This is a genomic window from Sphingobium chungangianum (assembly GCF_977014255.1).
The window spans coordinates 45,972-60,146 of sequence record NZ_CDRNIV010000002.1 but is presented as its reverse complement, the minus strand read 5'-3'; the positions used below and the strand labels follow the sequence as shown (position 1 = coordinate 60,146).

General features: G+C 63.4%; 13 protein-coding genes. 9 read left to right on the top strand and 4 right to left on the bottom strand.

The annotated features are described in order from the left end of the window. Positions 1-12: 12 nt before the first annotated feature. The 4 genes from ACWNC0_RS00485 to ACWNC0_RS00470 all read right to left on the bottom strand — a co-directional run bounded on the left by ACWNC0_RS00485 (position 13) and on the right by ACWNC0_RS00470 (position 5,195). Positions 13-174, bottom strand: a complete 162-nt coding sequence (locus ACWNC0_RS00485; protein ID WP_449468824.1) for a hypothetical protein — start codon at positions 172-174, stop codon at positions 13-15. Between the two features lie 204 nt (positions 175-378). Then, positions 379-1,920: a SpoVR family protein gene (locus ACWNC0_RS00480; protein WP_449468822.1), complete on the bottom strand. Its 1,542-nt coding sequence runs from the start codon at positions 1,918-1,920 to the stop codon at positions 379-381. Continuing rightward, a complete protein-coding gene (locus ACWNC0_RS00475; RefSeq protein WP_449468821.1) occupies positions 1,917-3,227 on the bottom strand; it encodes a YeaH/YhbH family protein in 1,311 nt (436 codons plus the stop codon). The genes ACWNC0_RS00480 and ACWNC0_RS00475 overlap by 4 nt, the downstream gene beginning before the upstream one ends. Before the next feature lie 24 nt (positions 3,228-3,251). Then, the gene (locus tag ACWNC0_RS00470; protein ID WP_449468819.1) at positions 3,252-5,195 is read right to left on the bottom strand and encodes a PrkA family serine protein kinase; all 1,944 of its coding nucleotides are present in this window, start codon (positions 5,193-5,195) and stop codon (positions 3,252-3,254) included. 306 nt (positions 5,196-5,501) lie between these two features. Here ACWNC0_RS00470 and ACWNC0_RS00465 point away from each other — a divergent pair, with 306 nt between their 5' ends. The 9 genes from ACWNC0_RS00465 (at position 5,502) to ACWNC0_RS00425 (ending at position 14,015) form a co-directional block, all read left to right on the top strand. After that, on the top strand, positions 5,502-5,696 hold the full coding sequence (locus ACWNC0_RS00465; protein ID WP_449468818.1) for a hypothetical protein: 195 nt from the start codon (positions 5,502-5,504) through the stop codon (positions 5,694-5,696). Positions 5,697-5,984: 288 nt separating this feature from the next. Beyond that, the gene (locus ACWNC0_RS00460; protein WP_449468816.1) at positions 5,985-6,800 is read left to right on the top strand and encodes a universal stress protein; all 816 of its coding nucleotides are present in this window, start codon (positions 5,985-5,987) and stop codon (positions 6,798-6,800) included. 273 nt (positions 6,801-7,073) lie between these two features. Next, positions 7,074-7,982, top strand: coding sequence for a Flp pilus assembly protein CpaB (gene cpaB, locus ACWNC0_RS00455; RefSeq protein ID WP_449468815.1), 909 nt, complete (start codon positions 7,074-7,076; stop codon positions 7,980-7,982). Next, positions 7,979-9,133: a type II and III secretion system protein family protein gene (locus tag ACWNC0_RS00450; protein ID WP_449468813.1), complete on the top strand. Its 1,155-nt coding sequence runs from the start codon at positions 7,979-7,981 to the stop codon at positions 9,131-9,133. Before cpaB ends, ACWNC0_RS00450 begins: the two co-directional genes overlap by 4 nt. 2 nt (positions 9,134-9,135) lie before the next feature. Then, complete coding sequence (locus tag ACWNC0_RS00445; RefSeq protein WP_449468812.1) at positions 9,136-10,296, top strand: AAA family ATPase; 1,161 nt, start codon at positions 9,136-9,138, stop codon at positions 10,294-10,296. Beyond that, positions 10,293-11,627, top strand: a complete 1,335-nt coding sequence (locus ACWNC0_RS00440) for a CpaF family protein (protein ID WP_449468810.1) — start codon at positions 10,293-10,295, stop codon at positions 11,625-11,627. Before ACWNC0_RS00445 ends, ACWNC0_RS00440 begins: the two co-directional genes overlap by 4 nt. Continuing rightward, complete coding sequence (locus ACWNC0_RS00435; protein WP_449468808.1) at positions 11,624-12,523, top strand: type II secretion system F family protein; 900 nt, start codon at positions 11,624-11,626, stop codon at positions 12,521-12,523. Before ACWNC0_RS00440 ends, ACWNC0_RS00435 begins: the two co-directional genes overlap by 4 nt. Further along, the gene (locus tag ACWNC0_RS00430; protein WP_449468807.1) at positions 12,523-13,410 is read left to right on the top strand and encodes a type II secretion system F family protein; all 888 of its coding nucleotides are present in this window, start codon (positions 12,523-12,525) and stop codon (positions 13,408-13,410) included. The genes ACWNC0_RS00435 and ACWNC0_RS00430 overlap by 1 nt, the downstream gene beginning before the upstream one ends. Beyond that, positions 13,407-14,015 (top strand): tetratricopeptide repeat protein, encoded by a 609-nt coding sequence (locus ACWNC0_RS00425; RefSeq protein WP_449468806.1) that lies wholly within the window; start codon positions 13,407-13,409, stop codon positions 14,013-14,015. The genes ACWNC0_RS00430 and ACWNC0_RS00425 overlap by 4 nt, the downstream gene beginning before the upstream one ends. Positions 14,016-14,175 lie beyond the last annotated feature (160 nt).

Sequence of the window (14,175 nt, the reverse complement as noted above, 5' to 3'; positions counted from 1 at the left end):
GGAAAACGCGCTTCAGGCGGCGTGGACAGTCAGCTCGATTACCGGTTTGCTGATCACCGGGCTAACCCCGTCGATCGTCCCCATCGCGGCGCGACGACGAAATTCGGCGGCCATTGCCTGATGCATGGTCCGCGCGGACGCATCGGCGGTTGTCGCCGCAAGCTGTTCATGCATCCGGGCTCGTTCAAGACATTCTTGTGCATTGAGGGCATGAGTCATGAAAATGCTCTCCTGCTTCTTTTTGAGCGCTCCATGCATCGCAGGATGCGACCGATCGCTGGAGCCACTCGCGAAACGCGGCAGAATTTACGCTTTTCAGCCCTGCTTTGGAAATGGAATCTTAGCATCGCCGGGGGCTTGCCGCCACGGCGCACCGTTTCAGCCGATCCAGCCCTGCTGCGGCTGGCAACGATGGCTTTTCAACTCCTTACGACTTTCGGCATGAACTTCGCTCAACGCCACTTCATAACCCCATAGATTGGCGAGGCTTTGCAACACCATCGTCGCGTCGGACGCGTCCAGCACCACGCCATCGATGACCGCATGTTCCAGCATCAGCGTCCGGTCGCCCGCCAGATCGACATCCACCACCTGGATATCGGGCTCCTGCCGGGCAATGTCATGCTCGCGCGCAAGGGCGCGGCGGATACGGCGATAGCCGCGCTCGTCATGAATGGCGTCGACGCGCAGTTCCGACTCGCTTTCCTTGTCGATCAGCTTGAACAGGCGCCACTGGCGGATAAGGTGCGGGCTGAGGTACTGTGACACGAAGCTTTCGTCGCGATAATTGGCCCAGATATCCTTCAGCACCTCGACCGGGTCGCGCGAACCGGCAAAATCGCTGAACCATTCGCGATCCTCCGCCGTCGGGTCCATGCAGATCCGCTCGATGTCGGACATGATGCCAAAGCCCAGCGCATAGGGATTGAAGCCACCGAAATGGCCGGAATCGAACGTCGGCTGATAGACGACGCCTGTGTGCGACTGGATGAACTCCATGAACGCGCCATCGGTGATCCAGCCGCGATCGTGCAGGATCGTCATGATGCGATAATGGGTGTAGGTCGCGCAGCCCTCGTTCATCGCCTTGGTCTGGCGCTGGGGGTAGAAATATTGGGCGATCAGGCGGACGATGCGCAATATCTCGCGCTGCCAGCTTTGAAGGAGCGGGCCGGTTTTCTCCAGGAAATAGAGGATATTTTCCTGCGGCAGGCCAAGCGCGGCGCGACGCTCGTCCGACGGGACGGCGGCCGCCTTCGCGCCCACCGGCACCGTGCGCCAGAGGTCGTCATAAATGCGATCACGATAGGCCTGGCGCTCCGCCTCCCGTTCGGCCTCCGCCTTCAAATCGCGGGGACGAATGCGGGGATAGCGATGCACGCCCTGATTCATCAGCGCGTGAGCAGCGTCCAGCACCCGCTCGACGGCGAGTTGGCCAAAACGCTCCTCGCAACTGGCGATGTAGCCTTTGGCGAACTCCAGATAGTCGAGGATGCCTTCCGCATCGGTCCATTGGCGAAAGACATAATTATTCTTGAAGAAGTGATTATGCCCGAAGGCGGCATGGGCGATGACCAGCGTCTGCATGGTCGCGCTGTTTTCCTGCATCAGATAGTTGATGCAGGGATCGCTGTTGATCACCAGCTCATAGGCAAGGCCGCGAAGCCCCTTGCGGTAGAGCATTTCATTGGTCACGAACTGTTTGCCGAACGACCAATGTTTGTAAAATAGCGGCATGCCGATGGATGAATAGGCATCCAGCATCTGTTCGGCGCTGATAATCTCTATCTGATTGGGATAGATGTTGAGCTTCATCTCCTGAAGCGCGATCGGCTCGATCACTTCATAAATGCGGTTGATCAGCGAAAAGTCCCAGTCGCTGCCGGTGAACAGCGGGGCGGATGCGCGCTCCCCCGTCAAGCGGGCGTCCCTTCGCCCACACCGCGCCGTTGGAACAGTTCACGGAACACGGGATATATTTCCCGCCGGTGCGACACCTTGCGCATCGTGAATTGCCGGTTCGCCTGACTGACGGGAGCATAGGCTTCCCAAAGCCCCGTGGCAGAGGTTGCCGCTTCGATCGAGGCGAACTCTTCCCGGCCGACTTCCAAATAGGCGAAATATTGGCAGAAAGGCAGGATTTCATTCTGCATCAGGCTGGCCACGCGCGCATTGTCCGACGCCAGCGTGTCGCCATCGGAAGCCTGCGCGACATATATATTCCAGTCGCTGGGGCTGTAGCGGTCCTTCACCACCTCGATCAGCTTGTCGAGCGCGCTTGATACCAGTGTCCCGCCCGTCACCGTGCTGTAGAAGAAGGTTTCCTCGTCCACTTCGGCGGCGCGGTCGGTATGGTGGATGAACACCACATCGACATGCTCGTAACAGCGCGACAGGAACAGGTGCAGCAACGCAAAGAATCGCTTGGCGAGATCCTTCATATGCGCCGTCATGGAGCCCGAAACGTCCATGAGGCAGAACATCACCGCCTGGGCCACGGGCCGTGGGACCGGTTCGAAACGGCGGAAGCGTAGGTCAACAGGGTCGATATAGGCGATCAGGTTGCGGCGGCGAATGATGTGCGCCCGTTCCTCCTTCAGCCTTTCCAGCGCCGCGGCATCGTCGGGCAAAGGCACCGATCGCCCCTCGATCTCGGCGATGGCCTCGTCAACCCGGCTGAGGTCGCGGCCACTTGGACGGCGCAGCGCGATGCGGCGGGACATGGCCTTTTGCATCGTGCGGGGGACGGACAGGTTGGACGGGTTACCGATCGTCGAATAACCCGCGCGGCGTATCCCCTCTATCTTGCCCGCGACCAGCTTCTTCTTGGCCATGTCGGGCAGTTCAAGATCGTCCAGGAACAGGTCGAGAAACTCCTCTCGGCTAAGCGCGAAGCGGAAATCATCCTCATCCTCGCCCTCCCCCGCCTGCGACCCGCCACCACCGCCGCCGTCGGGGCGCTTGATCCGGTCGCCTTCCAGAAACTCCTTATTGCCTGGAAACACTCGCTCCCGGTCGCCACCCTTTGCCGCGCGGTGCAGCGTGGGTTCGTGAATGACGTCGCGGCGGATGGTGATTTCGCCTTCTCCGGCAAGGTCCTTGATGCTGCGGTCCTTCAGGCTGTCGCGCACCGCCTGGCTGACATAGGCTTTCGCCCTCCTCAGGAACCGCTGCCGGTTGACAAGGCTCTTGCCCCCTGGGTTCAGCCGTCTGTCGACTATGTGCATGGTGGGCCAAGCGCCTCCATCTGTTTATCCGGCCTGCTTGACCCTTATATACCATTCCACCAGCCGCCGGACCTGCCGTTCGGTGTAGCCCCGCTCGATCATCCGCGCGACGAACTCGTCATGCTTGCCCGCCGTGTCGCCGTCCTTCTTGGACCCGAAGCTGATGACCGGCAGAAGGTCCTCGACCTGGCTGAACATCCGCTTTTCGATGACTTCGCGGATTTTCTCATAGCTCGTCCAGCTGGGATTGCGTCCGTCGTTGCTGGCCCGCATGCGCAGCGCGAACTTCACCACCTCGTTCCGGAAATCCTTGGGATTGGCGATCCCGGCGGGCTTTTCGGTCTTGGACAATTCCTGGTTGATGATTTCCCGGTCCAGAAGCTGCCCCGTGTCCGGGTCCTTGAAATCCAGGTCCTCGATCCACGCGTCGGCATAGGCGACATAGCGGTCGAACAGGTTCTGGCCGTAGTCGTTATAGCTTTCGAGATAAGCCTTCTGGATTTCGTTGCCGATGAACTCGGCATAGCGCGGCGCAAGCTCGCCCTTGATGAATTCCAGATATTTGGCTTCCACATCGGCAGGGAATTGTTCCTGCCGGACCATCCCTTCCAGCACATACATGAGGTGGACGGGGTCGGCGGCTATTTCGCTGCTGTCATGGTTGAAGGTCGCCGACAGCGCCTTGAAGGCGAAGCGGGTCGATGTGCCCGACATACCCTCATCCACCCCGGCGGCATCGCGATATTCCTGCATGCTCTTGGCGCGCGGATCGATCTCCCGCAGCATTTCGCCATCATAGACGCGCATCTTGGAATAGAGATTGCTGTTCTCATGCTCCCGCAACCGCGTTAGGACAGAAAAACGCGCCAGCATGTCCAATGTCCCCGGAGCACAGGGCGCCTTGCTGAGGTCAGACTCCCTCAGCAGCTTTTCATACACATGCCGTTCTTCGGTCGCCTGCAAGCTATAGGGCACCTTGATGACATAGATACGGTCGATGAAAGCTTCGTTATTCTTGTTATTCTTGAAATTCGACCATTCCGATTCATTGGAATGGGCCATGATGATGCCGTTGAAGGGGATGGCCCCGATATTCTCGGTGCCGATATAATTGCCCTCCTGCGTCGCGGTCAGCAGCGGGTGGAGCATCTTGATCGGCGCCTTGAACATCTCGACGAACTCAAGCATCCCCTGGTTTGCGCGATTAAGGCCGCCCGAATAGCTGTAGGCATCGGGATCATTCTGCGACAGCATCTCCAGCTTGCGTATGTCGACCTTGCCGACCAGCGAGCTGATGTCCTGGTTATTCTCATCGCCCGGCTCGGTCTTGGCGATGGCGATCTGCCGCATGCGCGAAGGCATCAGGCGAATGACCTTGAACTGCGAGATGTCGCCGGAAAACTCGTCCAGCCTCTTGCGCGCCCATGGGCTGATCATGCCGGTCAGGCGGCGGCGGGGAATGCTGTAATTTTCCTCGATGAACGCGCCGTGCGTTTCCGCGTCGAACAGGGCCAGCGGGCTTTCGAAGATCGGGCTGATCTCATCCCCGGCCTTCAGCGCATAGATGGGGTGCGTTTCCATCAACGCCTTGAGCCGTTCGGCCAGCGAGGACTTACCGCCGCCGACCGGGCCGAGCAGATAGAGGATCTGCTTGCGCTCCTCCAGACCCTGGCTGGCATGGCGCAGGAAGCTGACGATATGTTCGATCGTCGCTTCCATGCCGTAGAAATTGGCGAAGCTTTTATATCGGCGGATGGTGCGGTTCATGAAGATCCGCCCGAGCCGCTGATCACGGGACGTGTCTATGATCTCCGGCTCGCCGATCGCCGCCAGCAGGCGCTCCGGTGCTGATGCATGCATCAAAGGATCATTGCGGCACCCCAGCAAATAATCCTCAATCGACATCTCGGCTTGACGCCGTTCGTCAAAATTCCGCGTGAAGCTCGAAAACAGTTCGCTTTTCGTCACTGACGACTCCCGCCGCAGTAGTCATGTTACGAATATAATACGCGCGAGCCGGCAAAAATAGTCCTACAAAATTGAATGACTGTAAAAATTATTCCTGACCATCCGGATATTTCACGATAAACTGCCTGCGGGACGCGGGCACCTTGGCCATGCGCGCCTCCCGCCGCGAACTCTGTCGAAGCGAGCGGAGCGAGCCTCCTCGCTCCGCTCCCGACGCCTTACTTTTTGCCGTTGCCCGAGCTTCCATTCCCGGAACTGCCGTTCCCCGAACTCCCGTTGCCGGAGCTGCCATTTCCGGAGCTTCCATTGCCCGAGCTGGTGCCACCCGTCGTAGTCCCGCCAGTGCTCGTCGTCGTGGTGCCACCTCCGCCGGTGCTGGAGCTACTTCCGCCGGTCGATGAGCCGCCACCAGCACTCGATCCGCCGCTGGATGAGCTTGACGAACTGGTCGAGCTACTCCCTGCGGATGATGCGAACAAGGCTACCTGCTGGTTCATCTGACTGCCTACCGCCTGCCCCAACAGCCAGGTCGCCCCGACCATCCCGCCGCCGATGATGGCCAGCAAAAGCGCGTATTCGGCAGCCGTAGCGCCTCCACGATCGCGCCACAGTCTTGAAGCTGAAAAGATTCCAGGCATGATGCTTCCCCCATTCGCCGATGCGCCTTCCCGGCGCACGACGTCCACACCCGCCTTTGGATATATAGCATAAATGCTATTAACCGCGATGGGCAAAGAAGGGTATAAGAAGGCGACCATTTTCGCGGTCTTAAGAGCATGGAGAGGTGCGATGACATCCATTCTGCTCCACATTCACGACGATAGCGCCATGGAGAGCCGACTCCAGGCCGCCAGTGACATTGCCCGCGCGCTCGACGCGCATATCCACTGCGTACAGGTCACCTCCATGCCTAACCTTGTCGCCGGGGATCTTTATGGCGGGGCGTCCATCGCCCCCGCGATCATGGCCGAACTGCACCAGATCGATGCGCGCATGCGTGTTAAGGTAGAACAACGGCTGCAACGCGAAGACGTGAATTGGGATTGGCGGCAGGTCGATGGCGACATCGTTCACGGCCTGCTTTCAGCGTCCGCCTTATGCGACTTCATGATCGTGACGCTGCCCGCTGGCCCTCGGCGCGAAATGAGCGATCCTTTGCATCTCGCCGCCGATCTGGCGATGGGCGGCCGCACGCCGGTCCTCGCCGTGCCGGAGGACGCACGGGGCATGATGATCAAGGGCCGGGCGCTCGTCGCCTGGGAAGGATCGCGCGAGGCATCGGCGGCGCTCCGTCTGGCCGTACCGCTGCTGAAGCATGCCGCAGAAGTGGATGTGGTGACCGTTGAGGAGGCGGGCAAATACCCCTTCCCCGCGACCGATGCGCCCGAATATCTCTCCCGCCATGGCGTCAAGACGCAATTCCACACATGGCCGCAGGATGGCCGCACCGTAGAGGCGACACTGAAAGCCGCGATCAATGTGCTGAAGCCCGACTGGATGGTGATGGGCGCGTTCGGGCACAGCCGCTGGCGCGAACTCGTCTTCGGGGGCGTGACCCGCACGATGCTGCGCGAGGCCCATGTCCCGCTGTTGCTGGCGCACTGACGAGGCCGCAGCGAAGCTCCGATCCGGAGAGATTGCGCCAAATTGAACCTTTCGCGCGGTCGATCACGCGCAAAAAAAGCCCTTGCGCGCGCGGCGCCACGCAAATGCCGGGCGAAGAAGTTAACGCCGGGCAATCTTTACCCCTCTGGTCCCATCAAATCGGCGGCATCTCCAGTCCCCTCGGCCGCCGATAAAGCATAGATTCCCCGAAGCTACAGGGTCTTGCCTCGATGCGGGGCGATTTGCGTGGACGCAAGATCAAGGGGGGAATTGATGCAATTGGGGTGGAAAGCCAGGATCATGATGGTTGCGGGCATGGTTGCCGCCATGCTGTTCCTGCTGCTGGGCGTTCGCGAAATGCAGCGGTCATCAGCCGCGACGGTCCCACCGATCCGGTCGGCAGCGGACAGTCGATCCCCCCAACCCGTAATCCTTGCATCCGCCGCCCGCCCGATCCGGACGGGCGAGACGATCACCGCCGCCATGATCCGCAATGCGATAGCTGACCCCTCTCGCCATCCCGCCGCCGCCACGCCAGCCGAACTGATCGGCAAGGTCGCCACTCGCGCCATCGCCGCAGGCGCGCTCATCCCCAGGGACGCGGTCGGCGGCGAGGAAAAGCTCGCGATCCGCGTGCCGGTCGGCATGCGGGCGATCAGCATCGACACCACGGCCGAAATCGCGGTGGCGGGCCTCGTCCGCCCCGGCGACCGCGTGGACGTGCAGGTCGTCTATCCCGGCGCCGACGCCATCAGCGGCGCGCGCGGCGCAGGCCGCAGCCGCGCCCAGACATTGCTCCAGATGGTTCAAGTGCTCGCCGTGGGTGAGGCGGTCCTCGGTACGACGCCAGCATCAGGGAGGAAAGACCAGCTATCCTCCCCGCCACCGCCCGCCCGAACCGTGACACTGGCACTCGATCCGCGGCAGGTCTCCATCCTGTCGCTGGCGAAAAGCACGGGGGCGCTCACGCTCTCCCTTCGCAATCCGGTGGACAGCGAACAGGTCGCGGTCGCACCAGCCAATTCCAACGGTCCCGATCCCGCCCCGCTCGCCCAAGCCCTACCCGCGCGCCCTGCGCCCGTGGCCGCGCAGGCCCGTATCGCCCCTACCCCCCGCCAACCGATCGAACTGGTCATCGGCGACCGCCGCGAAACCATCTATTCGGGGAGCGCCCGCCGTTGAAACTCATCCTCGCCCTCGCAGTGGCGCTCGCCGCAACACCTCCCGCCCAGGCACAGGATCAAAGGTCGCTGTCGATCCAGCAGAAGCGCACGCTCACCTACCCCCGCCCCATCGGCCGGATAGAGGTGGATCGCGACGACATCATATCAGTCGCCGCGCCAACCGCCCGGTCCTTGAGCGTCACCGGAATAGGCGCAGGCACCACCACGATCAGCATATTCGGCCGCGACGGGTCGCTGATGGCGGAAACGCGCTTTGCCGTGTCCTCCTCCCCCGCAAGCTCGCGGGAGCCGGGCGCGCTCATTAGCCCCCGCATCATCGCTGGCGAACAGGTCGTCGCCGTCGATGTGCAATTCGCCGCCGTATCCTCCTCCACGCTCAAGGCATTGGGTTTCAACTTCTCCAAACTCAGCGGCGACATTCAGGGCGCGGTCGTCTCCCCCAGCAGCTTCAAGAGCGCCAGCTTCTCGCCCGGCGGCTCCTCGCTCGACGCCAGCGTGCCAATCCAGAATGCGTTCAACCTGTTCCTGTCCGCCCCCAATCGCGGCATCAACGCGGTGCTGAGCGCCCTTTCCTCCAACGGCCTGTCCGAATTGCTGGCCCAACCCACCCTGCTCGTCCGCTCGGGCGAACAGGCGAGCTTCCTCGCGGGCGGCGAGATCCCCGTGCCCGTGCCGCAAGCGTCGGGAAATGGCAACGCTATCTCCATCCAATATAAGGAGTTCGGCGTCCGCCTGTCCGTCACGCCCTTTGTCCTGTCGCCCGACCAGATCGTACTGAAAATCGCGCCGGAAGTCAGCGAACTCGACTATAATAGCGGCGTCCAGTTGCAGGGGTATGTCGTGCCCGGCCTGCGCCGCCGTTCGGCAGAGACCACGGTCGAACTGGGCAGCGGCCAGAGCTTCGTGATCGCGGGCCTCAGCTATTCCAGCCAATCGACCACACGAGAAAAGACACCCCTGCTCGGCGACATCCCCGTGATCGGCGCCTTCTTCCGCCGCCAGCAGACGCAGAAGGAGCGGCAGGAGCTGGTGATCGTCGCGACGCCCCGGCTAGTGGGGCCGGTGCAGGCAAAGGACGTGCCCGCACTGCCCGGATCGCTGCTCGACACCAAAGACCCGGTCGTCCCCTTCGGCGTGGTGAGGCCATGACCATGGCGCGCATCATCCTCCTATCGGTCGATCACAGCCTCGCCGCGCGGATCGGCGAAGCCATGCAAGGCCGCGCGGCCGTCGAGCTGGCACAAGCAGTCACGCCGGATATCGTCGAGGGGCCTTGCGTAATCCTGGTGGATCGGGACGCAATCCCTCCAGAACGCTCGATAGCAACAGCCCTGTCGGCAGTGGCCGAAGGCGCGACCGGACGCCCGATCGTGCTTGTCACCGGCGACACAGGCGCGGACGAGATATTACACGCCATCCGTTCCGGCGCCGACGATGTCATCCCCCGTGCGGCAGAGGGTGACGAAATCGCCACCATTCTCGGACGCCTGCTCAACCGCTCAACCGCCGATCATGGCAAGGGGGGACGGCTGACGCTGGTCCTTGGCGCAGATGCCGAAGCCGCCGCAATGGTCGCGACCGACATGGCGATCAGCCGCGCCCGCGCCGGTTCCTCTACGCTGCTGATCGACTTCACCATGCCGACCAGCGCGGCGGAAGCCTATCTCGACCTCCCGGTAAACTACGGCATCGCCTCAGCCATCGCCGACATAGAGCGGCTGGACGCAAGCCTGCTGTCAAGCGCCCTCGCCCGGCATGAGCCAAGCGGCCTGATGCTCCTCACGCTGGACGGCGGCTCAGGCACCGAACCTGCGGGCATCGCGCCAGCCGACATAGCCGCGCTCGTCCGCCTGTTGCGGGCCTGCTGCGGCGATCTCATCCTCTGCGCGGGCAGCCTGCGCCATCCGGGCCTACTGCGCACGCTAGCTTCGCTCGCCGATCGCATCGAACTGGTCTGCGCGCAATCAATCCGCGAAATGGACGCCTGCCGCCGCTTGCTCGACCGCATCGGCGAGGATGAAGCCACGCTCGCCCGCACACGCCTGCTCGTCTGGGATCATCAGCCCGCCATATTGCTGGACAGCCGCCGCATGAGCGACATCCTGCGTACCAGCAGCACCCAACCGCTCCCCATCGACCAAATACGCATGCGCAATGCCCTGAATGCGGGCCGCCCGCTCGCCATGGAGGCCACGCCAGACCGCTACATGCGCGCCATCCGCACCGCCTGCGGCATCGAACCGCAGCGTTCGTCCAAGAGCCTCGAACGCCTCCGCCGCCTGCTCCAGCGCCCGGTGGAACCAGCGGCATGAGCCTGCTCTTCGACACCAGCCTGCCGCGCAGCGCCGCCCGCCCCGCTCCAGTGGCGCAGCCAGCCGCCCAGCGGATGAGCGACAGCTATCAGGCCGTCATGGCCCAGACCTGCGCGCAAGTCATCGAACAGCTGGAAGCACGCGGGAGCACCGCCGAAACGCTGGGCGCCCGTGCCCTCCGCACCGAAATCGAACAGGTCATCACCAGCCGCAGCAGGCGCGGCCAACTCGCCCTCAATTCAGCAGAACGGCTGCTGCTGATCGAGGATGTGGAGGACGAAGTCGCCGGGCTCGGCCCGCTAGCCTCACTGCTCCGCGACGGCAGCATCGATGACATCATCGTCAACGGCCCCGGCACCATCTATGTCGAACGCAGCGGCCTGCTGGAGAAGGTCGACCGGCGCTTCCGCGACGACGCGCACCTCATGAACATCATTCAGCGCATAGTCGGCCCGATCGGCCGCCGCGTGGATGAAGCCAGCCCCTATGTCGACGCGCGCCTTGCCGACGGGTCCCGCGTCAATATCGTCATCCCGCCGGTCGCCCTCGACGGCCCGATGCTGTCCATCCGCAAGTTTCGGATGCAGGCGCTGGGCATAGAGGATTTCATCAACCGCCAGGTGATGAGCGCCGAAATGGCCGCTTATCTAGCCGCCGCCGTGCGGTCGCGGCTCAACATCCTCATCTGCGGCGGTACGGGCGCGGGCAAATCCACCCTGCTCAACATGCTGTCGCACTTCATCAGTGATTGCGAGCGGCTGATCACCATAGAGGACGCCGCCGAGTTACAGTTGCGGCAGGACCATGTCGTCCGGCTGGAAACCCGCCCTCCCAATGTCGATGGCAATCGCGAGATCAGCGCGCGCGAACTCGTCCGCAACGCGCTGCGCATGCGGCCCGACCGCATCATCCTGGGCGAGGTGCGCGGAGTCGAGGTGGTGGAGATGCTGCAAGCCATGTCCACCGGCCACGACGGATCGATGGCGACGCTGCACGGCAATTCCCCACGCGACGCCTTCGCTCGTCTCGAAATGCTGATGGGCTTTGCCGGGGTGCAGAATGACATCCGCGCGATCCGGCGCTTCATCGCCAGCAGCGTCCATGTCGTGGTGCATATCCAGCGCCTGTCGAACGGCAGCCGCCGCGTCACCGGCGTGACGGAAGTCACCGGTATCGAGGGCGAAGCCTATTCCTTCAACGAGCTGTTCAGCTTTCACGAACAGCCCGCCATGTCTGGCATAGGCGAATTTCGCAGCCACTCGCCCCGCCCCCATTTCGCCCCACGCCTGCGCGATTATGCGCCCGCCCCCTTCCGGCAAGGCATAGTATGAAGGCGGCGGCGTTCCTCCTGCTCGCGCTGTTGACGCTAGCGGCGACGGCCTCCCCGCTGCTGACCCTGCGCATGCGGGAACAGGCGCGGCTGTCGCGGCGGCTGGCGGCAATCGCGCCCGGCGACGCCCCAGCATCCCGCCAAAGCGTCCGCCTGACCGTCCCCAGCCTCGCCGCGCCACTGCTGGCCCGCGCGCAACTGGAGATCACCACGCGCGCGATAGGCATCTTCGGCGGCTGCATGGCGTTGTTCACCCTCGCCACATTGCTGGCAACCGGCCCAGTGATGACGGTCATCCTGCTACCGCTCCCGCTAGCCCTATTGTTCCTGTGGATCAGGTCGCGCGCTCAGCGCCGCGTGAACGCCCTCATCGAAGCGCTGCCCTTCTACATCGACGCCGTGCGCCAGATGCAGGCAGTCGGCAGCTCCCTGCCCCAAGCGCTGGAACGATCGCTCACCGACGCACCCGGCATCGTCCGCAGCTATTTAGCGCCAGCCGCACGCCGCCTCGAACTCGGCGCCCCGGTCAGCGAGGCAATGCAGCAGCTCGCCGACCGCCTGCGCGTTCCTGAAATGTCGATGCTGGCCGCCGCAATCCGCACCAACATGCGCTATGGCGGCCCCGTCAGCGCGGTGCTGTCGAACCTGTCCGCCATCCTGCGCGAACGCATCCGCATCGCGCGCGAACTGAAAGCCGCAACGTCCGAAGCCAAGGTCAGCTCCCGCGTGCTGATCGCCATGCCGATCGTCGCGATGGCGCTCCTGATGGCGTCCAACCCCGCCTATATCGACTTCTTCCTCGACGACGCGCGCGGCCACCGCATGGCTGTGATCGCAATCGGACTTCAGATCGCAGGCATGCTGGTCATGCGCCGGGTGATGAGGCTCGCCTTCTGATGCCCTCGGCCTTTCTCCTCGCCTGCCTCCTCATGGCGCTCATCGGAATTGGCATAGCGCTGCTCGGCGGCCGGATGCTGATCGCCGATCGACGGCTGGAGGCACGGCTCGCCCGGTTTACGCCAATCGGACAAGCCAAGCCCTCGCTGCGCCTACCCACCATACTCGGAGCCGAAGGCCGCAACCGGTCGAGCCTCGAACGCCAGTTACAGCTCGCAGGCTATCAAGACCCACGCGCCATCAACCACTTCCTCTGGCTGCGCCTAGCCGCAACCCTGCTAACCGCGCTGCTGGCCGCCCTCCTCTGCCGCGTCGCCTGGGGCGGCTGGCTATCCCGCCCGATGCTCATCATCATCGCCGCAGGACTCGCCTTCGTGGGCGCGCGCCAAACGCTGAATCTGCTCGCCTCCGGGCGGGCAAGAAAGATCACCGCCGAATTTCCCTTCCTGCTCGACCTCATGCTGATGATGCTGGAAAGCGGCGTATCGCTCGACCAATGCTTCCGCTCGATCGCCCGCGACGAACAGGTCGCGGTGCCGCACCACGGGCAGTTGATCGGCTTGCTCGTCACTGACCTAGACCGGGGCATGCGCTACGAACTGGCACTCGACCGCTGGGCCTCACGGGTAGCGGTCAGCGGCGCGAAGGAACTCGCCGCCCTGTTCCGCCAGGCCATGTTTCAGGGGATAGAGCTTGCCCCCGCCCTGCGCGAATTCGCCCGTGAATTCACCCAGCGCCGCGTCGCCCGCGCGCGCGAAGCGATGGGCGGCATCACCGTGCGCATGGTCGTGCTGATGATCCTCTTCTTCATGCCCGCCCTGTTCATCGTTCTGGGCGGGCCTCCCGTGGTCGCCATCCTCGACACATTGCGGGCGAGCGCACGATGATGTGGCTCCTCCCCCTGCTCCTCGCAGCCGCCGACACGTCCGGCGCGACCCGCAACCTCTACTTGCAACTCATCCATCAGGCCCGCGCCGATGGCAGGCCCCGCGCCGCCATCGCCTATCTCGACGATTTCGACCGCCGCTATCCCGGCGACCGCGACGCCCGCATCCTGCGCGTCAACAGCCTGCTAGATCTCAATGATCTCAATGGAGCCGAAGCAGCAGCCGCAGCGCTCCCCGATGGCGGCGGCAGCGCAGTGCGCGGCCACCTGCTCGCTGCGCGCGGACGCTGGTCCGAAGCCATCGCGCCCTACAGCCAAGCGGTTCAGGCAAGCCCCGCCGACCCCATGCTCCGCAACGCCCTCGGCTTCGCCCAGCTACGCGCGGGGCTAGCAGCGGAAGCGGTGGAAAGCCTGCGCGGCGCGCTGGACCTGTCGCCAGGCACCCCAGTGATCCGCAACAACCTCCTGCTCGCATTGAAGGCAGCCGGTCAAAATGCCGAGGCGGAAACCCTCCTCTCCACCATCCGCGATGAGCCTCAGCGTGACGCCCTCCGCCGCCAGATCGCCGCGCAAGCCGCTCGTCTCCCCGCACCAAAGGACCGCTGATGCTCTGCCTTTGCTTTCTATTGGCTTCCGCCCCCACGCTCCCTGAGGCCGATCAGGCACGCCGCGTGATCGAATGGCAGCTACGCTCACCACCCCGCGCGCAAGAAAGCGCCGGCCTCAGCGCGGAAGAAGCTGAGGTCATCCGCAACCGCTACCTACA

Coding starts and splice junctions, on each gene's coding strand:
- ACWNC0_RS00485 (WP_449468824.1), bottom strand. CDS start 174: ATGCATGAACAGCTTGCGGCGACAACCGCCGATGCGTCCGCGCGGACC.
- ACWNC0_RS00475 (WP_449468821.1), bottom strand. CDS start 3,227: ATGCACATAGTCGACAGACGGCTGAACCCAGGGGGCAAGAGCCTTGTC.
- ACWNC0_RS00460 (WP_449468816.1), top strand. CDS start 5,985: ATGACATCCATTCTGCTCCACATTCACGACGATAGCGCCATGGAGAGC.
- cpaB (WP_449468815.1), top strand. CDS start 7,074: ATGCAATTGGGGTGGAAAGCCAGGATCATGATGGTTGCGGGCATGGTT.
- ACWNC0_RS00445 (WP_449468812.1), top strand. CDS start 9,136: ATGGCGCGCATCATCCTCCTATCGGTCGATCACAGCCTCGCCGCGCGG.
- ACWNC0_RS00440 (WP_449468810.1), top strand. CDS start 10,293: ATGAGCCTGCTCTTCGACACCAGCCTGCCGCGCAGCGCCGCCCGCCCC.
- ACWNC0_RS00435 (WP_449468808.1), top strand. CDS start 11,624: ATGAAGGCGGCGGCGTTCCTCCTGCTCGCGCTGTTGACGCTAGCGGCG.
- ACWNC0_RS00430 (WP_449468807.1), top strand. CDS start 12,523: ATGCCCTCGGCCTTTCTCCTCGCCTGCCTCCTCATGGCGCTCATCGGA.
- ACWNC0_RS00425 (WP_449468806.1), top strand. CDS start 13,407: ATGATGTGGCTCCTCCCCCTGCTCCTCGCAGCCGCCGACACGTCCGGC.